Source organism: Phoenicibacter congonensis, from assembly GCF_902386915.1.
Taxonomy (GTDB): Bacteria; Actinomycetota; Coriobacteriia; order Coriobacteriales; family Eggerthellaceae; genus Phoenicibacter; species Phoenicibacter congonensis.
Genome location: NZ_LR698997.1, coordinates 724,871 through 746,007, shown reverse-complemented (window position 1 = coordinate 746,007; position 21,137 = coordinate 724,871). Strand labels below are relative to the sequence as shown.

The following is a 21,137-nucleotide window of genomic DNA, read 5'->3' as shown; positions in this document are numbered from 1 at the left end:
CAAAACACCTATTTGCCACAAGTTTCATATTCAGCATAAACAGCATCTTGAATGCGCTTGAAGAGCTCAGGATCTTTTCCGCCAACTGGAATGCCGTCAACTTCTGTGATGCGACATGCAAATGTTGATGAGCTAGAACAAATGAGTTCATCGGCATTCATTGCTTCTACCTGGCTTAGTGCACGAGCCTCCGTTGGAATCCCCAACTTTTTGCACTCAGCAATGATGTTTTTCATTGAAATTCCAGGCAAAATTTTGTCGTCAAATGGGTGATACACAAAAGTTCCATCAACTAGAAAAGAAACGTTAGAATGTGCCATTTCTGTAACATAACCATCTCTAACAAAAATGATTTCGTTTGCATCAACATCAAGACCTTGCTGGTAGGCAATGCAATTTGGAAGCAAGTTTAGAGTTTTGATGTTGCAGAATCTAAAACGTTTGTCTTCAACAGTAATGCATTTATATTCTTTGCTTGTGCTTGTGGTTCCGCTTTCTACAAGCATCATCATCAAATTAGGCTTAGCACCTTTTGGGAAAGCGTGATTTCTGAGTGCAGTTCCGCGAGACACTTGCCAGTAAATAAAACCATCGTCCCCATCATAAACATCAACCATGCGCTGAATTTCATTGTGAAGTTCCTCACGCGTGAATGAAAGGTCGATTTTTAAAAGACGTGCTGAATTCCAGAAGCGATCAAAATGAGCATCTTCGTTGTGAACGGCTCCATTTTTTAACATGGAGGCGTCATAGCAGCCATCGGCGAAATAGAGTGCTCGATCAAGCATTGGCACCTTTACGTCTTCAATTGGACCAATTTCTCCATTGTAATAGCCGATTTTTTTCATTTCTGCTCCTATCTCTGTAAAAAATATAACCCCTTAAGTTTAATCTCTCAAGGGGCTACATAAATTAATTAACCGGTGAACTTAACAAGAAATTAAAATTCTTTTACCCAAAGTCCGTGCAGGTTGCAGTATTCATACACTGCCTTAATTTTGTCTGGATTTGGAATTGTGAAAACTGCCTCAGCTGGTTTGCCTGGGTCAAGAGGCTTGACAAAATAGGAACAACCTTTGTCAACAACAATGAATTTAATCATGTGTTCTGGTGTCATAGGATGCTCAACCTCGCCGACTTTGATGAGAACATCGCCGTCTCTTGCCTCAACCACTGGAACGTGTTTCTCAACTGAAGCATCTTCTTTGTTTGCAACAAGCTCGACCATTGGCTCACCGCAGCAAACAACAGGCACACCTGAATCTTCAAGTTTAATGACCACATTCCCGCAGTGATTGCATTTGTAGAACTTTAACATATACTCCCCTTTCACTAAACATTGTGGCTATTATACATTATTTTGTATACCTTGTTGCTCTCGTTTAGCACATTTAGCATAAACGAGCAAACACACGCCTCCAACAATGAGAGGGATCGACAAAACCATTCCCATTGTGAGCCAGCCGCCAAACAAATAACCAAGTTGCGCGTCGGGCTGTCTCACAAACTCGATGAGAATTCTAAACGTTGCGTACATAATGAGAAAAAGGCCGGTGTAGGCACCTTGATGCAATGGCTTTTTCTTTCTGGAAAGCGCAAAAAGCACAAGAAAAATAACTAATCCTTCAAGAACTCCTTCATAGAGTTGAGTTGGGTGCCTTGGTATGTTGCCTGCACTCCCCCCAAAAACAACACCGATTGAAAGATTGGTTGGAGCACCCCAAAGCTCTCCGTTAATAAAGTTTGCGCACCGTCCAAAAAATAGACCCAAAGGACATCCAATAAACGCCATGTCAGAGAAAGTGAGGATTGGCATCTTCTGATTTTTGCAAATCAAAATTCCTGCGATTAAGCCACCAACAAGGCCACCATGAAAACTCATTCCACCTTGATTGAGAAAGAGGATCTCGACTGGGTGGGAAATGTAGTAGCCATCGCCATAAAACAGGCAATAACCAAGACGCCCTCCAATCAAAATTCCAATGACAACCGCGAGAACCATGTTAGATAGCTGATCAACGCTAAGATTGATTTTCCAACGCTTCGCAGTTCTGTAAATAATGATGCCAGCAAGAAGAAAGCCAAAAAGATATGCCAGTCCATACCATCTAACAGAAAAAGGCCCGATGGAAAAAGCCACCGGGTCAATTGCATGATAAATTTCGTTAAGCATGAGAGACGAAAATTATGGTCTATTCTTCAAAACCTTCTTCTTCGCCATCTTCAAATTGATAGAAAGAATTAAAGAATTCCTGAGGGTCGAATCCTTCAGGCATGTCGGCACTTTTAACACGAATCTCATCGCTCACACGATCACGCAATATTCTCTCAACGCCATTCGAAAGAGTGAGCTGCGACATTGGACAACCGTGGCAAGCGCCCTGAAGTTGAACCGTAACCACTCCATCATCTGAAATTTCAACAAGCTCAACATCACCGCCGTCTGCTTGCAACGCTGGTCTAATCTCATCGAGAGCAGCCTGAATTTTTTCTCTATCAAACATTTCTAATCCTCCTTATAAGGACTCCTAAAATTACGGATAAATTCTAGCATAGTGACAATAATCTAAGAAGATGACCAATCGGTTCCAATTATCACAATCACGCCTGAATCACTCGTGTAGTAATCTCCACCGTTTATTACGCGACCTGACCCCAATTCCTTTGATATCGAATTTGCAGCATTTTCATTGTCGTCGCCAAGATACACAATCAAAGTTTCAGTGTAGGTTGTGCCGTCTTCTGCATTCCCTGCTTTGTCAACTACATATCCCTGCTTTTCTAAAAATGCTTTGCATGCGGAAGCCGCCCCTGTAATTTGTGCCCCATTTCTAACTTCCACGTGAACTTTTGATTTATCAAAATCGTTGACTTCAATGTCACTAGCATTCGGATCATTTCCCTGCCTAAAGTTGTTGAGCAATGTCTCTTTTTCGGCATTTCGAGCAACAAAGGTGTCTTTTCCATTGTCTGCCGATTTGCTGGCAGAACCGGCGATTGTTGAATCATAAAAAGTAATCTGTGGAGCAGATGATAGCTTGTTTGCAAAATCTATTATTTGAGAGGCTTGCATGTCTGAATAGGAAGTGTCGGCAAACTTTTCAACTGTGCCAGCTAAATCAAAACTTCCCGAAGACGACATTTTTGTGAGCAACGCATTAGTAAAACTCGAAAGAATAGTCGCACGAGTGCTGTTAGTGCCTGAAATGTTTTTTGAACGCAAAACAGTTAATGCTGACTCTTTATCAAGCGTGATGTCGCCTGCTTTTAAAGTTTGAGTTCCTGCAAAAGGGTCATCAAGTTCACAGGGAAGAGTGATTTGCAGCCCTCCAATGCTTTCAACGAGTTGCGCGAGTGCTTCACCGTTTGTGCCAATAAAGTGATTAATTTCCACACCAGCGAAATCGTTTACTGCACGAATTAACTCAGCATCTCCATCAAGATCTTCTGCGTCATAGAGAGGATGATTTAGCTTGTCACTCAATGTCACACTCAAATTCGAAGGAAGAAGAATGTATGACACAGCATAATTTGTTGTGTCAGTGCGCATAAGCAAATAAAACTTCGTGTTTTCTGGAGAATCATAGGATGACTTAACTGAATCATCTTTTCCCACATCAACTTTGATTAACGTATATTGAGGAGCGTTTTCTTCTGCGGAAGCCAAAGCAGTTTTTGCATTAGAGCCACTTCCTGAGAGTTTGTCGTTAACAATTTTGTTGTAAGAAAAAATGCCAACAAGAACAGCAATTACTACGATTGCAATGACAACAACCACAAGCGCACTTGTTCTTTTGCGCTCGCGCCTCTTTGCAGCCTTCATCAAAAAAGAGTCGTGGGCTGAAATCGTGTGAGTCCTAACAGCAGCGCTCGTTTTTGTCTGCTTGCGAGAACTGCTGCTGTGACGACCAGCGCTATGTCGAGATCTTTTAGTTGGCACTATCTAGGAAGCCTCCACACGAGAGAGGTTCGCACCAAGGGTTTTTAGCTTTCCAACATAGTTTTCATATCCACGGTCAATGTGTGAAATGTTGAAAATTTGAGTGTAGCCATCAGCCATAATTCCAGCTAAAACAAGTGCCCCACCTGCACGAAGGTCGGTAGCAGACACAGGTGCGCCTGAGAGCTCGCGAGGTCCATGCACTACAGCATGTTGATCATCTATTGAGATGTCGGCACCCATTCGCATGATTTCTGACGCAAACATGAAACGGTTTTCAAAAACGTTTTCGGTAACGATTGAAATTCCGTCTGCATAATTTGCCAAGAGCATAAACTGAGCCTGGAGATCGGTGGGAAAGCCCGGAAAAGGTAGCGTTTGTATGTCACAAGGGACAAGCTCGCCACTTCTTGAAACCGTGATGGAGTCACTTGTTGTGGCCACATCGCACCCAAAAGAACGAAGCTTCATTAAAGCAACTGACAAATGTTGAGGATTTATGCCCTCAACAGTCACTGGACCTCCAGTTAGTGCACCTCCGACAAGGAAAGTGCCTGCCTCAATTCTGTCGCCAATGCACGTGTGCTCACAAGGATGAATGTCATCGCGAGAAACCCCCTCGATAACTATAGTGTTCGTTCCTGCGCCACTAACCTTGCAACCCATCTCATTTAACATGTTTGCCAAGTCAACAATTTCAGGTTCACATGCTGCGTTTTCAATTAACGTCGTTCCAGGGGCGACAACAGCCGCCATTAATGTGTTTTCCGTGGCCCCCACACTTGGAAAATCAAGGACAACATCGGCACCTTTAAAAGAATCATCAGTTGTTGCAAGAATCGAGCCGTGATCGTTTTTGATGTGCACACCAAGATGGGCAAGCCCAATCAAATGCATGTCGATTTTCCTCGCACCAATTTGACACCCCCCTGGCATTGCAACTTTTGCTTTACCAAAGCGTCCAATCAGCGGACCCAAAATCGTGATGCTGGCTCTCATTTTCGTGACTAGAGAATAGGGCGTTTGCCAAATGTAGATGTCGCTTGTGTCAATGATTAGATCGTGGTTATCTCTCGTGACTTTGCAACCCAAGAACTCAAGAACCTCACACATCACTTCAATGTCAGAAATTTTAGGAATGTTGTGAAGAACAGTGACACCTTTTGCCAAAACAGAAGCTGCCATGAGTTTAAGAGCTGAATTTTTAGCGCCGCTTGCGCGCACGGTGCCACGCAAAGTGCGGTTTCCATAAACTAAAATGTGTTCGTCTGTTGCCATTTGAATCCTTTATTTAACCAACCACCAACTCTATTATAAAAAGAGTCGAGGTAAAACCCTCGACTCTAGACTAATTGAAGTTTTCTTTAAACTTATGCAGCAAGTGCAACACGAACAAAGCCAGTGACCTTCATTTGTCCGCCAAGCTCTTTTGCGCATTTGTCAACATATTGCTCAACTGTCAAATCGCCATCTTTAACAAAAGCTTGCTCTACGAGGCAGTTTTCAGCAAAGAACTTGTGCATGCGGCCTTCAGCAATTTTTGTTTGAATAGCCTCTGGCTTACCAGATTCAGCAGCCTGTGCCTTGTAGATTCCCATCTCATGCTCGCGAATTTCCTCAGGAACATCTTCACGAGTTGCAGCAACAGGATCAGTAGCAGCAACCTGCATAGCAACGTCGCGAGCGCATGCGATAAAGCCTGCCTCAGCTGGGTCAATTTCGTCACTCAATTCGAAAGTCACCAAAACGCCAATTTTTCCGCCACCATGAATGTATGATGCAACGCCATCAGCATGAACCTTAGTAACTGTAGCAATTTCTGAATTCTCTCCCATTACATGGATGCAATCGGTGAGAATGTCTGAAACCTTTTCGCCATCAAGCTCGCAGTCTTTGATGTTCTCAGCTGTTACCTCATTGTCTGAATAAAGAGCAGCATCAGCAATTTTCTTTGCATATGCATGGAATTTCTCATTCATTCCAACGAAGTCGGTCTCGCATTTGAGTTCTACAATAACACCGTCTTTTTGGCTTGGTGATGTAACAGCCATGACAGTGCCTTCGTTAGTAGCACGCCCAGCTTTCTTTGCAACAGCAGCAAGTCCACGTGTGCGAAGAACGTCGATAGCAGCTTCAATTTCGCCCTCAGCTTCAGTGAGAGCCTTTTTGCACTCCATCATGCCTGCGCCAGTAATTTCTCTGAGCTCTTTTACAAGAGCAGCTGTAATTTCTGCCATTTATTCCTCCTGATTTCTAAAATCTAAAAATTTCTATTCAGCGTCAGTTGCTGCCATTTCTTCAGCAGAAACAACTGCAGAAGTGCCAGCAAGAACAGCATCAGCAACGAAATCGCAAAGGAGTTTTACGCTTCCGATTGAATCGTCGTTTGCCGGAATACCGAGTGTGACCTTGTCTGGGTCGCAGTTGGTGTCAATAGTTCCAATGATGGGCACACCAAGACGTGCTGCCTCACGAATTGCAATATCTTCGCGAGCTGAGTCGATAACAAAAATTGCATCAGGAACTTTTTCCATGTTGCGAATACCGTTAAGGTTTGTTTGAAGCTTTGTGAGTTCTTTTTTACGAAGAATTTGCTCTTTCTTTGTATACATTGCCAAGCGACCATCGGCCTCTTCAGCCTCGAGCTTTTCCATGTAGTTAACACGAGTGCGAATAGTGACAAAGTTTGTCAGAAGACCACCAAGCCAACGAGCGTTGACATATGGCATTCCGCAACGGTTAGCGGCATCTGCAATTGCCTCTTGAGCCTGCTTTTTTGTGCCCACAAAAAGAATTGTTTTTCCTGCAGCTGAAAGCTCGCGGACAAATGTGTAAACATCGTCGAGTGCAACAAGGGTTTTTTTGAGGTCAATGATATGAATGTCACCACGTTTGCCAAAAATGTATGGTTTCATTTTTGGGTTCCAGCGCATAGTCTGGTGTCCGAAGTGGCACCCTGCCTCAATGAGCGTGTTGATCGTAATTTTATCGGTCATTTTCATCTCCATTCGTTAGTCCTCTGCTAAAGGTCTACCCAGTGTCCGCAACCTTTTTCTTTTGGCCACTAGCGAATTCTGGTCACTTTAGCATGTGTGATAAATTTACAAGCTTGTTTATTATAACTAAAAAAGAAGGTGAATTAGAATTTTGGTGTGTTGCAGGCAAAAACTTGCATAAAAAAAGATGCGTTCAATCATCCAAGCAATTCAATGCTAGCAAGGCTTTCAATTAAAAAGGAGTGAATTTTCAAAGTGTGCACCAGCAATCAAACATTCACTGGCTAATCTCTCTATTTGAAACGGCAAGAACACGAATTTATCACCCCTATTTGCAAACAATGCGATGATGGCCACACTCGCAAATAACCACGAAAACAATCGTGCCATTTAATAATAATCTCGCCTTAAACTAGCGGATAATAATAGGCAAACATGTCTTCATATTCCCCATTTTTATTTCTAAAACCGCCTTTAATGCAGCCAATTTTATGAAAACCGATGCGTTCATAGAGATGGCACGCATGAACATTAGATGCGACAACAGCGTTAAATTGCAAGATTCTGTAGCCGCAATTTTTTGCAACATCGAGGCTGTCACACACGAGTTTATAGCCTATGTGCATTCCGCGGTGCTTTGATGTCACTGCATAGGAAGCATTTGCAATGTGACCGCTTCTACCGAACGCATTTGGATGGACAATTGAAAGACCAAGAATTTCTCCATCGGTTGAAACTGCAACTCGACAACGGTCTTGAGATGAGAAAAAATCACGAGCAGTGTCAACGTTTAAACATTCCTCCTGTGGAAAAGCAACTCCGTCTTTCACAACCTCGTTCCACACTTCAACCATTTGAGGTAAATCTTCTTCTTTAAAATCACGGATTTCACAGAACTCCATAAGAATTCCTTTTTACAAAAATGCTTTTAGTTAAATTACGTTAATTTGACATGATTTCATCGTTTGCAATGCGGAATCATGCGACTCTGGCGTGACACCAGCGCAACATGAACTATCAACAGTAATTGGGGTCTCATAAAACTTTGCCCTGAGCAAAAGTGCATTAGAAACAACACATATGTCGGTGCAAAGACCACAAAGCTCAATCTCTCTCAACTCATCTTTAGCGAAACATTCCTCAAGCACATCAACTAGCTCATATGACCCAAAAGTCGGCTTGTCAATAATTTTTGTAGCCTGCTTTTCAAATGGCTTTAGCTCATCAATGATCTCCCACCCGCGAGTGCCGGCAATGCAATGCTCAACAGGAAGATTGCTGCCTTCAAAACTTCTGAGATAGCTCTCCTCATGAGAATCACGTGTAAAAAAAACTTTATCGCCACTATCAAGACAATTCTTAACTTTATCTACGACGTTAGGAACAATTTCTTTCGCTTCTTCGCTTCCCAAACTACCAGAAACGAAATCGTTTTGCATGTCTACAACAATTAAAGCTTTCATAGTTTTCCTGCCCTATTCAACCGTTACTGATTTTGCTAAATTTCTTGGATGATCAACATCACAACCACGCAGAATAGCGACTTCGCGAGCTAAAAGCTGCAACGGCACTGTTGCCACAATCGCCGAAAAAGCCTCTTTGGTTTCAGGAACATAAATCACATGATCAGCATGCTTTTTTATATCCTCATCGCCTTCTGTGGCGATTGCAATGATACAGGCACCACGAGCACGACACTCCTGCAAATTGGAAACAAGTTTGTCATATGTAGGCGATTTTGTTGCAACTGCAATAACAGGGAACCCCTCATCAATCAAAGCGATTGGGCCATGTTTCATCTCACCTGCAGGATATGATTCAGCATGCAAATAGCTGATTTCTTTTAATTTCAGTGCTCCTTCTTTTGAAATTGCAGAGCCCATTCCGCGACCAACAAACAAAGCACTGTGAGCATCTTTGCAAGCAGCAGCAGCATCATTTACTGCTTCAGGATTTGAAATCACCTTTAACACCGATTCAGCAGTGTGAACAAGTTCATTAAAGTTTACGCGCAGCTCTTTAGAAGTCATGCGCCCGTTAGCCTGTGCTAACAACATTGCAAGCAAAGTGAGAGAAACAAGTTGACCAGTAAACGACTTCGTCGAAGCAACAGCTATTTCCTTGTTAGCTTTTGTGTAAATCACACCATCGCTTTCGCGGGCAATTGGAGAACCAACAACGTTGGTTATACCAAACACACGAGCACCTTTGATTCTCGCGTCGCGAATGGCAGCAAGAGTGTCGGCAGTTTCTCCCGATTGTGAAACTGCAACAACGAGTGTTGTCGATTTAATGATTGGATTTCTGTATCTGAACTCGCTGGCTTCCTCAACTGTCACAGGAATGCGAGCCCATGCTTCAATCAAGTTTTTCGCAACAAGGCCTGCGTTGTAGGACGTGCCACAAGCAATAATGTAGACATTGTCAATCAAATTTAGCTCTTCTGGAGTTAGGCCCAGCTCATCTAGGTTAAGCTTTCCTCCAACAAGACGTCCTGCCAGCGTATCGCGAATAACACGAGGTTGCTCATAGATTTCTTTGAGCATAAAGTCAGGATATCCTTCTTTTTCGGCAGTAGATACATCCCAGTCAATGTAGGAAACATTAGGCTCAATCTCATTTAAGCTTGGATCGAAGAAATGAGTCTTGGCACCTTTGATTTTTACATACTCGTTATCTTCAAGAATAACTACATCACGTGTGTAGTCGACAACTGCAACAACATCGGAAGCGAGATAGGTTCCATCATCACGAATTCCAATTACAAGGGGTGAATTTTGGCGGGTGCAAACTATTGTCTCAGGCTCATTTTGGCACATTACAGCTAAAGCATAGGAACCAATGAGTTCACTGCAAGCATCATTGACAGCCTGCAAAAGATTGCCGTCGTAATATTTCTCAATCAAGTGAGCTATCACTTCACTGTCGGTGTCGCTTTTGAAAACGTGACCTTCGGCCACTAAAGCCTCTTTGAGTTCCATGTAGTTTTCAATAATGCCATTGTGTACAAGCGCAATTTCTCCATTGCATGAAACATGAGGGTGAGCATTGCGAACACTTGGTCGTCCGTGAGTTGCCCAGCGAGTGTGGCCAATTCCGCACGTTGAATCAGAATAGGAATCTCCGAGAGTTTCAACGAGAGAGTTTACTTTACCAATTTGCTTTACAACATCGATGTGGTCGCCAGAACTAAATGCAACTCCTGCAGAGTCATAGCCTCTATATTCAATAGAACGAAGACCGAAAATAAGAATATCTTTAGCTGGTTTGCTTCCTGAATATCCAACAATTCCGCACAAAGCTTTGCTCCTTTTAAGTTTTGTTTATCAGTTAATAAATAAAGTTACAACAACTGCTAGTTTGAAGCCCAAAAAAACAAAAGCCCAACAAACAAAAATTCGTTGGGCTCATATTTTAATTGCAATAGGGGCGTCTATTCAACAACAGGTCCCGCCTCGACAATATAGTCAGGCATGTCTGGATATTTTTTGCTGAAGTTTTCGACAAACATTCCAGCAAGTTTTGCAGCTGTCTCGTCATAGGCATCCCGGTCAGCCCACATCTCACGAGGGTTTAAAATCTCGCTTGGCACTCCAGGGCACTCAACAGGGAAATCGATGTTAAACACAGGATGGTGCTTGTATTCAACATCAACAAGTTCGCCCGACAAAGCTGCATCAACCATAGCGCGCGTCAGCTTCAACTTTATGCGTTTTGCGCCGTCAGATGCTTTTCCTCCTGACCATCCGGTGTTCACTAAATAGACCTGCGTGCCATATTCATCAAGCTTGCTTCCAAGCATGTCAGCATAAACATGAGGATCCATGGGCATAAAAGGCTCACCAAACAGAGTTGAAAACGTTGGCGTTGGTTCGGTGATGCCACGCTCTGTTCCTGCAACCTTTGATGTGAATCCAGTGACAAAGTGATACATTGCAGCATTTCTGGAAAGCTTGCTAATTGGAGGCAAAACTCCAAAAGCATCGGCAGTTAAGAAAATAACAACCTTTGGGATTCCACCTGTGCTTGGAATTTGGGCATTTGGCACAAACTCAATTGGATATCCAACACGAGTGTTGTCGGTGAGTGAGTTATCAGCAAAATCAAACTCACCTTCGTCATTCATAATTACGTTTTCTACAACTGCACCTGATTTAATTGCGTGATAAATCACAGGTTCGCTCTCTTCTGAAAGATTGATGCATTTTGCATAGCATCCGCCTTCTATGTTAAACACGCCGTCAGGCGACCATCCATGCTCGTCATCTCCAATTAAATTGCGAGAAGCATCGGCTGAAAGAGTGGTTTTTCCAGTGCCGGAAAGTCCAAAGAAAACTGCAGTGTCACCAGATTTTGGATCGATGTTAGCCGAGCAGTGCATTGGCAAAACGTCACGTTTTGTGAGCATGTAATTCATTGTTGAAAAAATGCTCTTTTTAATTTCGCCGCAATAGCCAGAGCCCGCAATGAGAATTTCTTTGCGCTCAAAATCAAGCATGATTGCAGCTTCTGAATTCACTCCATCAACATTTGGGTCACATTTAAAGCCAGGCGCTGCAATAACAGTAAAGTCTGGGTCACCATAGGTCTCAAGTTCTTCTTGAGTTGGGCGAATGAGCAAGTTTCTGATGAACAAATTTTGATGCGCAAGTTCATTGATCACGCGAAACTTTAGCGTGTACTTTGGATCGGCTCCTGCATAGCCATCGAACAAAAAGATCTCTTTTTCCTGGAGATAGTTAACCACCTTTTCGCGAAGTGCAAGATAGGTCTCGCGAGTTGTTGGCATGTTAACGCTTCCCCAGTTAATGTCGTCATGAACACTTGGAACATCAACAATAAAACGATCTTTTGGTGAGCGACCGGTGTATTTTCCTGTTGTTACGACAACAGCCCCCGTTTTTGAGAGCCTTCCTTCCCCACGTTCTACAGCTTTTTCTGTGAGGGTGTCGGGGTCTAGATTTCTGTAAACAGCCTTTGGATTAGTAATTCCAATTTTATCAATACCAAATAAATTCATTCCTACCACCAAATCTGCGGGTAATAACGCCCAATATTATAGGTTTGTTAAATTCTTGTTTCACAAGATTTCGATAGTGTTAAAAAACTAACTTCTATATTTATAACCATTAGAACGACAAAATAAAGACGATTAAAAACATTCTTAATCGAAACTAATTATTTTTGTAATAGTTAATTAAACATCCATCTTTAAGAATTTGCTTTTCGTCATTTGTGAGTTGTCCTAGTCCAAGTTTTACTTCGTGAACTTCTCCATCATGAAGCACAAAAGCACTGAATTGCGAATCGGAATCAATGGCATCAATAACATTTGGAACAAAGACCCAATCTCCCACTTGTAAAAGATCCGAGTCTTGTGTTAAAAATGGCAACATTCCCCAGTTAATGCAATTAGAACGGTAGCGCTTCGTAGCATATTCCTGTGCGAAATTAGCGCCTGCCCCCAGCACACGCTGGCAAGAGGCAGCTTGCTCGCGAGCACTGCCATCCCCTGGTTTTTTTGCATAAATTGCACTCTTTAAAAGCGTGTCAGAAAAGTCAAATGGCTGACCTGCTTTTGCAAAAGCGTTTGAGGCTTCAGTCGCATCAGCGCAATCAGGCAAAAGCGCTGCAGTTTCTTTTGCGCGTGAAACATATTGCGGATCACGACGCGAAAGGGTAAACTCTGCCAAACGCAAAGGATTAGACCTAAACGATGAAGTTTCTCCTGAAGGGATTAGCTCATCAGTTGTTGTGACAGGGTCATCAATGTGAGAACAAATGCGAAGAAGAATGTTGTTCTTTAAAGTTGGTTGCTCTGGCCAGTCCTTTATGTTGGGTCCAAAATGCAGTTCAAAGTCGGGCTCAGCCTTGCCAAAGCCATCAAAAACACGCTTGTCATAAACTGTCCCATCAAAAGGACACTCAAACTGAGGTTCTGGTTCGCTGCAAACGTCAGTAGCTGCAGTTAAAATGCCTTGATTTTTCGCAGTAGCCGCAATTGATCTTGCATCCATCAGAGCAACGGCAGAAATTTGACCTTCGCCTGGCTTCGAGCCTTCACGATTGGCAAAATTTCTTGTTGTGTGGCGGACTGAAAGTTCACCATTTGCAGGTGTGTCACCAGCACCAAAACATGGACCACAGAAACACTCCCTAAAAATTGCACCTGTTGACACAAGTTTTGAGACTGTACCATTGTTGGCAAGCGCGATGTAGACAGGCATTGAGTCAGGATAAACACTCAGGCGAAATTGCTCATTTCCGGTGTTACCATCATCAAGAATTAAAGATGCAGCCATGATGTTTCCATATGTGCCACCGCTGCACCCTGCAATAACCCCCTGATCAACACAGATGTTTCCTTCCTTGTCAATTTTAGAAACGAGGTCCATGGTAACGTTGCCAGATAGCTGTTCATTTGCTCTGTCTTGAGCTTCTTTTAAAAACTTGTTCGGGTCAGCTTTCAAATCATTGATTGAAACTGCATAGCTTGGATGCATTGGAAGAGCTATCATCGACTCAATTTCGTCAAGATTAAGCTCAATCGCCCGGTCATATGCTGCACCATCAAGAGCTGTTAACTTTGAATAGGCCTCTGGTCTATTGTGACTTTCGAAATAGTTTTTAGTCACGTCGTCGGTTTCCCAAATTGATGACCAGCAAGTTGTCTCGGTGGTCATTACATCGATTGCGTTTCGGTAATCTTGAGAAAGATTTGCAATGCCAGGGCCTGCAAATTCCATCACGGAGTTTTTAACGAAACCATTAGCATATGTCGCACCAATGAAAGCTAGCGCAACATCGTGAGGGCCAACACCAGGGGCTACATTTCCAGTTACATGAATCAAGACAACGTCTGGATTAGCAATGTCATATGTGCGCTTCAAAAGCTGCTTTGCAAGCTCTCCTCCACCTTCGCCAACTGCCATAGTTCCAAGCGCACCATAACGAGTGTGGGAGTCGGAACCCAAAATCATGCGTCCACAGCCACTCATCATTTCACGGTTGTAAGAATGAATTACTGCCATGTTTGGTGGTACATAAATCCCGCCATATTTGTGAGCCGCACTTAATGCAAACTGGTGATCATCCTCATTGATTGTTCCTCCAACAGCACACAAAGTGTTGTGGCAATTTGTCAAAACATAAGGAACAGGAAACTCGGTTAATCCGCTTGCACGAGCTGTTTGGATGATCCCAACATAGGTGATGTCATGAGAAGTGAGAGAGTCAAATCTTAGGTGCAAGACCTCATCACTTGTGTGGTTGTCGTGTGCATCAAGAATCGAATGCGCAATTGTCTTTTTCTTTCCATCGACAAAAGCACTCTCATCAAAGTTACCTTCGCCAAAAGGCTTTATTTCTCCATTTTCATAAATAACGCGCTCGTTAATTAGTTTCATAAAATTAAAACCTCTCGATGATAGCTTGGGTAAATTCAACAGTTTTTGCTGAACCTCCAATGTCGCCAGTCGTCTTTTTGCCTTCCTTGACAACATCAAAAATTGCCTGTTCAAGCTTTGAAGCTTTGTCTTGCATTCCGTTGTCTTTTAGCATCATTGCAAACGAAAGCAAAAGCGATGTTGGATTAGAAATTCCCTGGCCTGCGATGTCAGGAGCAGATCCATGAACAGCCTCATAAATCACAACGTCATCGCCAATATTAGCGCTTGGAGCAAATCCAAGACCGCCGACAAGACCAGCACAAAGGTCTGAAATGATGTCGCCATAGAGGTTTGGCGCAACTAAAACATCAAACTGAGTTGGGTCTGTCACAAGTTTCATGCAAAGAGCATCAACAATCACACTATCTGAATCGATTTCAGGGTAATCTTTTGCAACTTCTTCAAACGTTTGCAAAAACATGCCATCTGTTAGCTTCATGATGTTTGCTTTATGCACGCAAGTGACCTTTTTTCTGCCCTGCTTCTTTGCATAATCAAAAGCAAAGCGAGCAATTTTTTCGCTAGCAGCACGAGTGATGAGCTTTATTCCATGCGCAGTGTCGGCATCATACATATACTCAATGCCTTTGTAGAGATCTTCTGTGTTCTCACGCACAATGATGATGTCAACATTGTCGAAACGTGTTTTAACTCCCTCCAAAGAATGAACAGGGCGAAGATTTGAAAATGTTTTGAAATGTTGACGAAGCTGCACATTAATGGAACGAAAACCTGATCCGATTGGTGTGGCTGTTGGGCCTTTTAGGGCACATCCCAGCTCTGCAACGCGATCAAGAAGCCCATCTTGCATGAGTTTTCCAGTTTTTTCATAATACTCTGCACCTGCTTCATATTCTTCCCATTCAACGTCACAACACAGCGCATTGCCAACTTGTTTGACGCTTTCAGAAATTTCAACACCAATTCCATCACCAGGAATCAAAACAGCTTTCATGTGGTCTCCTAACAAAAATAGTAAAATTGTCATTTCATTATTTCATTTCTAAAAGCGATTTGCCAACTATTTACATACAATTAGAGAAACGAAAAAGGTAAAGATATGCTCTATCCAGACATTCAAGACATAACATCTGATCAACTAAAACGTCTGCATGACGAATATTTTGAGCATAACTACATCGACCCTTCGCTTGCTGAAAAACTCGATGTAAAACGCGGTTTGAGAAATGCCGATGGCACAGGTGTTTTAGCAGGACTCACAAACATTTGCGACGTTATTGGCTACAAACGAGGCGAAAATGGAGAGCCACAGCCAACTCCCGGTAAGCTTTTATATCGCGGAATTGACCTTGAGGAAATCATTCAGGAAGCAACGGAGAACGACCGTTTTCTTTTTGAAGAAATTGTTTGGCTTCTTCTCATGGGAAGCCTTCCAAATAAAGCACAACTCGATCGCTTTAAGATGCTGATTGAAGAGCATCGTGAATTGCCTGATGGCTTTGCTGTTACTCAGATTATGGCAGCACCATCTCCAAACATCATGAACAAAATTGCGCGCAGCGTTCTAGCGATGTATTCCTATGATGAAAATGCAGAGGACAATTCACTTGACAACATAATCAAGCAGTCAATCAACCTCATTGCCGAAATGCCAACCTTCATGATTTATTCATACCAAACCATGCTTCATGTTTACAAACATGAGTCGCAATATTTTCATTATCCAAAACCAGGGCTATCGACTGCTGAGCACATTTTAGCGACATATCGACCAGACCAAAAATACACTCATGAAGAAGCAAAGCTTCTCGACCTTTGCATGGTTGTTCAAGCTGACCACGGTGGCGGCAACAACTCATCTTTCACCACAAGAGTTGTTTCATCTGCTGGAAGCGACACCTACTCTGCAATCGCAGCAGCAATTCTTTCGCTTAAAGGACCTAAGCACGGCGGTGCAAATTTGCAAGTTATTCACCAGCTAGACTTAATTTTGGACAACGTCAAAAATGTTGAAGATGACAACGAGATGAAGGCGTTTCTCAAAAAAATAATGCTCAAAGAAGCAGGTGATGGCACAGGGCTCATTTATGGAATGGGACATGCAATTTACACCTTGAGCGACCCACGCGCACAAATCTTAAAGAAAAACTGTGAGAAGCTCGCTATTGAAAAAGGTCTTGAGCGCGAATACATCGCTCTTTGCCAAATCGAGAAGTTGACACCAGAAGTTTTTGCCGAAATCAAAGGGCACAAGAAAAACATGTGCGCAAACCTCGACCTCTACAGCGGTCTTGTTTACAGGATTTTAGGAATTTCAGAAGAGCTCTACACACCAATTTTTGCAATCAGCAGAGTATCTGGATGGTGTGCACACCGCCTCGAAGAGATTCAATTCTCCAACAGAATCATGCGTCCTGCCTACAAATATGTCGGCGGCACTCAAGAATACGTCGAACTCGAACGACGACGATAGATTTCACGCAAGCGCACTCAAGCAAAAAATTCTTAATGCAAGTGTGCTAGTTTGAGTTCTCGTATTATTCACTTTTAATAAAAGGAATCAAGTTAAGATGACTAAATTTGCGTTGTGTTGCGCGCTTTCTTCAAAGCGCAAAACTTCATGCAACGAACAGTTTCGACGACGATGGAGGTAAGAGAGAAGATTAAATTACTAACTTTCGGATTAGTGCATTAGCTCACTATTCGTTTAAATTATTCAAATTCATTAGTTCTAAAGGTGGTAGAAAATGGCAAAAGAAAAAGCAGTTTTGGCATATTCAGGTGGTTTAGACACAAGCGTTTGCATCAAATGGTTGCAGGATGAAAAAGACCTTGATGTGGTGGCTGTAGTTGGAGAAGTTGGACAAGAACACGAAGGACTTGAGGCAATTCGTCAACGTGCACTTGACACAGGTGCAGTTGATGCTCGTGTCATTGACATGCGTGATGAATATGCAGACAGCATTTTGACAAAGGCGCTTGCAGCAAACTCTTTGTATGAGAACAAATATCCATTGTTGAGCGCACTGTCACGTCCTTTGATTTCAAAATATTTAGTTGACGTTGCACACGAAGTTGGCGCAACAACAATTGCACACGGTTGCACAGGAAAAGGGAACGATCAAGTTCGTTTTGAAACAGCAATTAAAGTGCTTGACCCAAATCTAAAAATCATAGCTCCCGTTAGAGAGTGGGAACTAAAGACTCGTGATCAAGAGATGGACTGGGCAGCTGAACACGGCGTAGAAGTTCCAACAACAAAAGAGACTCCCTACTCAATCGACGACAATATGTGGGGCCGTGCAATTGAATGTGGCGTTTTGGAAGACCCATGGAACGAACCACCAACAGACATCTATACAATAACAATTAACCCAGAAGACGCTCCTGACACACCAACATATGTTGAAATCAGCTTTGAGAAGGGTGTTCCTGTAAAGATTAACGACGAAGACGTGAGCGTTGCCGAAGCAGTTTATAAAATGAACGAGATAGCTGGAACAAATGGATATGGCAGACTCGACATCACAGAAGATCGTTTGGTGGGAATGAAGAGCCGCGAGTGTTATGAGTGCCCAGGCTCAATGTCTCTCATCACTGCTCACAAAGCACTTGAAAACCTCTGCCTTGAGCGCGATGTTCTAAAGTTAAAGCACTCACTCGAGCAAGAATGGGCGACTCAAGTTTATGACGGAAGATGGTACTCACCTGTCAAAAACGCAATCGACGCATTCATCGCAAACACACAAACTTGCGTAACTGGCACTGTTCGCCTTAAATTCTACAAAGGAAGCTGCACTGTAGTCGGCACAAAGAGTGACTTTAGCCTTTATAACTATTCATTAGCGACATATGGCGACGAAGACAGATTCGACCAGAAACTCTCAAAAGGATTTATTGACCTTTACAGCTTACAACTTGTGACCTGGTCAGAAAATCGCCACAAGAATGGACTTTGCGAATAGTCATTTAGTCTATGGCCCACTGAAAGAGGGCTTAGTTAAAAAGCAAGACGAAAAGCGAAAAACAATAAGAGCCTTAAGTTTTACTTAAGGCTCCTTTTTAATTAAACTTTTAATTATTTAAATAAATTAATTAAGCTCGCAAATTGCACCTTTAAAATTGCCCACAGAAAGCGCAATAAAATGAAACCCTTCAAAACTGGCATCATCTCCGCTGTCAATCAATGGGACCGTAATATCACGGGCAGGAATTCTCAATCCAATGCCAGTGCACTTCACTTTTGCCTCTTTTAGCGTCCATAAAGAATAGAAATCTTCCCACTTGCTTCCTCGCGAACAAAACCATTCCAATTCGCAATCGTTAAAAACATGCTTTGGGAGGCCTTCACTTCGAGGCTTTATGAGTTCGACATCGACACCGATTGGGGCATTAGACAGCGCACATAGTGAACAACCGTTAGAGCGGCTGACATTAAACTCGATTTCTGGATGCTTGAGAAAAAATGGCTTTCCATCTTCTCTTTTTGCAATTTCAGGCAATTCTAAAATGCCACAATCATCGCGCAACATGCATGCAAGCAAATCATATGCGTCAATTTCTGAAAATGAATAAACCAAAGGATGATGTCAACTATTCTGCAATTTCAGGCTTATCAGGAAGAGTAACTTCAGGCATTAGTTCATGGCTCATAACAGTTAGAATCTCTTCTAATTTTTTGCAATCTTCAGGAGAAAATCTCTTTTCAATTCGGTCCATAACCTCCGACATATAACTCGAAGAAATGTTGTAGTAGTCAATATATTTTTGAGTGACTTCAAGATGATATTCACGGCGGTCAGTTGGTGACTGGATTTTTGTGATGTAGCCTTTTTTTACGAGACTGTTTACTTTATATGCTGCATTGGGGGGCGAAATTCTCATGAATGTGGCAAACTCATTTACAGTAGGACTTCCTAGCGCCATGATGCTCTCCACACAGAACGTTTCAACTGTAGTGAGGCTTGCCTCTCTGTTCTGGAAGTGAGCAAAAATCTCCTGATAAAAATGAAGTTTAAATTTTGTATACACCTCATCAAAGGCTCTATGCAACATGAAACCTTCCCCGAACTTTTAGAAGAAATAAACAAACCGAATTAAATCAAAACAAGCTAATGCTTGCACATTATTAACATATAGAAGTTCTTTTAATTCATAATATTAATTTGTTAAGAGGCTAAACTTAGCCTGTAAATGCAAATTAATAAAATGCCCTGATTAGATGAGATGGGAAAAGACCTTTCACGTCATCTAATTAAACTGTTTTAGTAAACAGTTTTCAATCATCTGAACAATTGATTGAGAGTTTCTAAAGAATTCACGAAGTAATTAGTTGTGCAATAATTTAGCGAGTTAAAAATGACTAGAAAACAGGTGATGAAATGGCTCTTTGGTCTGGAAGATTTGAAGAAAATGTGAGTGAATTTACGCAGAGGTTTGGAGCATCATTGCCCGTAGACAAAGCTCTTTATAGAGAAGACATAGCAGGTTCAAAAGCTCACGCAAAAATGCTTGCTGATTGTGGTGTTATTTCTAGCGAAGATGCGAACAAGATTTGTGACGGATTGACTTCCATCGAAGAACAAATTGACAATGGAAGTTTTGAATTCGACATTAACAACGAAGACATTCACATGTCCATCGAGAGCAAACTCACTGAAATGATTGGTGATGCGGGCGCAAGACTTCACACTGGCCGCAGCAGAAATGATCAAGTTGCAACTGACACCAGGCTATTTGCAAAAAGAAGAGCTTTAGAGCTCATGAAGGCAAACATAGGTCTTCGGGAAGCTCTTGTTTCACAAGCAAAGGCAAATTTTGACGTAATTTTGCCTGGCTACACTCATTTACAACATGCCCAACCAGTGCTTTTTTCTCACCACATGCTTGCCTACACATGGATGCTGGCGCGCGATTTCGACAGACTTAAACTTGCGTTTAAAGCAGCTGACGCTAACCCTTTGGGAAGCGCCGCACTTGCTGGAACGACCTATCCACTAGACAGAGAAGAAACAACAAAGAGCCTCGGGTTTGCAAAAGTGATTCCAAATTCACTCGATGCTGTTAGCGACCGCGACTTCTTGCTTGATTTAATTTACGCTTGTGGCGTGTCTTGCCTGCATCTCACGCGACTTTGTGAAGAGATTGTTCTTTGGTCATCATCAGAATTCCAATTTGTCACTTTGTCAGACGCATTTTCAACAGGCTCATCAATAATGCCACAAAAGAAAAACCCCGATTTCGCAGAGCTAATCAGAGGAAAATCAGGAAGGGTTGTCGGCGATCTTGTGGCGCTAATGGTCACACTAAAATCTCTTCCTTTGGCCTACAACAAAGACCTTCAAGAAGACAAAGAAGGTGCAATTGATGCGGCAAAAACCCTTGAAGATTGCTACACTTGCGCCACTGGAATGATTTCAACAATGCAAATTCACCCTGACAACATGCTAAAACAAGCAATGAAGGGACATCTGGCAGCTACCGATGTTGCTGACTATCTTGCCAAAAAAGGACTTCCGTTTAGAAAGGCGCATGAAATTGTTGGGCAACTTGTTCTTAAGTGCGAAAAAGAGAATTGCAATTTAGATGAACTCACACTTGAAGATTTCAAAGAGCAGTCTGACTTGTTTGAAGAAGACATTAAAGAGCAGCTAGACCTGCGTGCAATAGTTGACGCAAGAACAACATATGGCGGAACGTCAACTAGCGCAGTTAAAGAACAACTAAAACTTGCAGAAGAAAAACTAGCAGAAGACAGAGCAGCTGTTAACGCACACTAACTTAAGAAAAGCT

The 21,137-nt window shown here is 42.4% G+C and carries 18 protein-coding genes and 1 pseudogene; 3 read left to right on the top strand and 16 right to left on the bottom strand.

Features of this window, described 5'->3' with window-relative positions:
* Positions 1-8: 8 nt before the first annotated feature.
* The 14 genes and pseudogenes from FXZ76_RS03255 to FXZ76_RS03190 all read right to left on the bottom strand — a co-directional run bounded on the left by FXZ76_RS03255 (position 9) and on the right by FXZ76_RS03190 (position 15,339).
* Positions 9-848 (bottom strand): aminotransferase class IV, encoded by an 840-nt coding sequence (locus FXZ76_RS03255; RefSeq protein WP_079535753.1) that lies wholly within the window; start codon positions 846-848, stop codon positions 9-11.
* A gap of 92 nt (positions 849-940) precedes the next feature.
* Positions 941-1,318 (bottom strand): desulfoferrodoxin family protein, encoded by a 378-nt coding sequence (locus FXZ76_RS03250; protein ID WP_079535752.1) that lies wholly within the window; start codon positions 1,316-1,318, stop codon positions 941-943.
* A gap of 30 nt (positions 1,319-1,348) precedes the next feature.
* On the bottom strand, positions 1,349-2,173 hold the full coding sequence (gene lgt / locus FXZ76_RS03245) for a prolipoprotein diacylglyceryl transferase (RefSeq protein ID WP_079535751.1): 825 nt from the start codon (positions 2,171-2,173) through the stop codon (positions 1,349-1,351).
* Positions 2,174-2,300: 127 nt separating this feature from the next.
* Positions 2,301-2,504: pseudogene (locus tag FXZ76_RS06475) on the bottom strand (NifU family protein); the annotation flags it as partial.
* Positions 2,505-2,566: 62 nt separating this feature from the next.
* The gene (locus FXZ76_RS03235) at positions 2,567-3,940 is read right to left on the bottom strand and encodes an LCP family protein (RefSeq protein ID WP_079535749.1); all 1,374 of its coding nucleotides are present in this window, start codon (positions 3,938-3,940) and stop codon (positions 2,567-2,569) included.
* A gap of 3 nt (positions 3,941-3,943) precedes the next feature.
* Positions 3,944-5,218, bottom strand: coding sequence for a UDP-N-acetylglucosamine 1-carboxyvinyltransferase (gene murA, locus FXZ76_RS03230; RefSeq protein ID WP_079535748.1), 1,275 nt, complete (start codon positions 5,216-5,218; stop codon positions 3,944-3,946).
* A 92-nt stretch (positions 5,219-5,310) separates the two neighbouring features.
* The gene (tsf, locus tag FXZ76_RS03225; RefSeq protein WP_079535747.1) at positions 5,311-6,177 is read right to left on the bottom strand and encodes a translation elongation factor Ts; all 867 of its coding nucleotides are present in this window, start codon (positions 6,175-6,177) and stop codon (positions 5,311-5,313) included.
* A 33-nt stretch (positions 6,178-6,210) separates the two neighbouring features.
* Positions 6,211-6,948: a 30S ribosomal protein S2 gene (gene rpsB, locus FXZ76_RS03220; RefSeq protein WP_079535746.1), complete on the bottom strand. Its 738-nt coding sequence runs from the start codon at positions 6,946-6,948 to the stop codon at positions 6,211-6,213.
* A 395-nt stretch (positions 6,949-7,343) separates the two neighbouring features.
* Complete coding sequence (locus tag FXZ76_RS03215) at positions 7,344-7,838, bottom strand: GNAT family N-acetyltransferase (RefSeq protein ID WP_079535745.1); 495 nt, start codon at positions 7,836-7,838, stop codon at positions 7,344-7,346.
* A 30-nt stretch (positions 7,839-7,868) separates the two neighbouring features.
* Entirely contained in the window at positions 7,869-8,399 is a 531-nt protein-coding gene (locus FXZ76_RS03210) for a cysteine hydrolase family protein (RefSeq protein ID WP_079535744.1), read from the bottom strand.
* A 12-nt stretch (positions 8,400-8,411) separates the two neighbouring features.
* Positions 8,412-10,235 (bottom strand): glutamine--fructose-6-phosphate transaminase (isomerizing), encoded by a 1,824-nt coding sequence (gene glmS, locus FXZ76_RS03205; RefSeq protein ID WP_079535743.1) that lies wholly within the window; start codon positions 10,233-10,235, stop codon positions 8,412-8,414.
* A gap of 134 nt (positions 10,236-10,369) precedes the next feature.
* Complete coding sequence (gene pckA / locus FXZ76_RS03200) at positions 10,370-11,956, bottom strand: phosphoenolpyruvate carboxykinase (ATP) (RefSeq protein WP_079535742.1); 1,587 nt, start codon at positions 11,954-11,956, stop codon at positions 10,370-10,372.
* 154 nt (positions 11,957-12,110) lie between these two features.
* Positions 12,111-14,342, bottom strand: coding sequence for a hydratase (locus FXZ76_RS03195; RefSeq protein ID WP_079535741.1), 2,232 nt, complete (start codon positions 14,340-14,342; stop codon positions 12,111-12,113).
* 4 nt (positions 14,343-14,346) lie between these two features.
* On the bottom strand, positions 14,347-15,339 hold the full coding sequence (locus tag FXZ76_RS03190; protein WP_079535740.1) for an isocitrate/isopropylmalate dehydrogenase family protein: 993 nt from the start codon (positions 15,337-15,339) through the stop codon (positions 14,347-14,349).
* A gap of 105 nt (positions 15,340-15,444) precedes the next feature.
* Here FXZ76_RS03190 and FXZ76_RS03185 point away from each other — a divergent pair, with 105 nt between their 5' ends.
* Entirely contained in the window at positions 15,445-16,818 is a 1,374-nt protein-coding gene (locus tag FXZ76_RS03185; RefSeq protein WP_079535739.1) for a citrate synthase, read from the top strand.
* 274 nt (positions 16,819-17,092) lie between these two features.
* Positions 17,093-18,310, top strand: a complete 1,218-nt coding sequence (locus FXZ76_RS03180; RefSeq protein WP_079535738.1) for an argininosuccinate synthase — start codon at positions 17,093-17,095, stop codon at positions 18,308-18,310.
* A gap of 126 nt (positions 18,311-18,436) precedes the next feature.
* Here the strand turns inward: FXZ76_RS03180 and FXZ76_RS03175 are convergent, their stop codons facing one another.
* Both FXZ76_RS03175 and FXZ76_RS03170 read right to left on the bottom strand, forming a co-directional pair.
* Positions 18,437-18,925, bottom strand: coding sequence for a 4'-phosphopantetheinyl transferase family protein (locus FXZ76_RS03175; RefSeq protein WP_079535737.1), 489 nt, complete (start codon positions 18,923-18,925; stop codon positions 18,437-18,439).
* A gap of 13 nt (positions 18,926-18,938) precedes the next feature.
* Positions 18,939-19,400: a MarR family winged helix-turn-helix transcriptional regulator gene (locus tag FXZ76_RS03170; RefSeq protein ID WP_079535736.1), complete on the bottom strand. Its 462-nt coding sequence runs from the start codon at positions 19,398-19,400 to the stop codon at positions 18,939-18,941.
* A gap of 326 nt (positions 19,401-19,726) precedes the next feature.
* Between FXZ76_RS03170 and argH the strand changes: the two genes are divergently transcribed.
* Positions 19,727-21,124, top strand: a complete 1,398-nt coding sequence (argH, locus tag FXZ76_RS03165; protein WP_079535735.1) for an argininosuccinate lyase — start codon at positions 19,727-19,729, stop codon at positions 21,122-21,124.
* Positions 21,125-21,137: the final 13 nt, after the last annotated feature.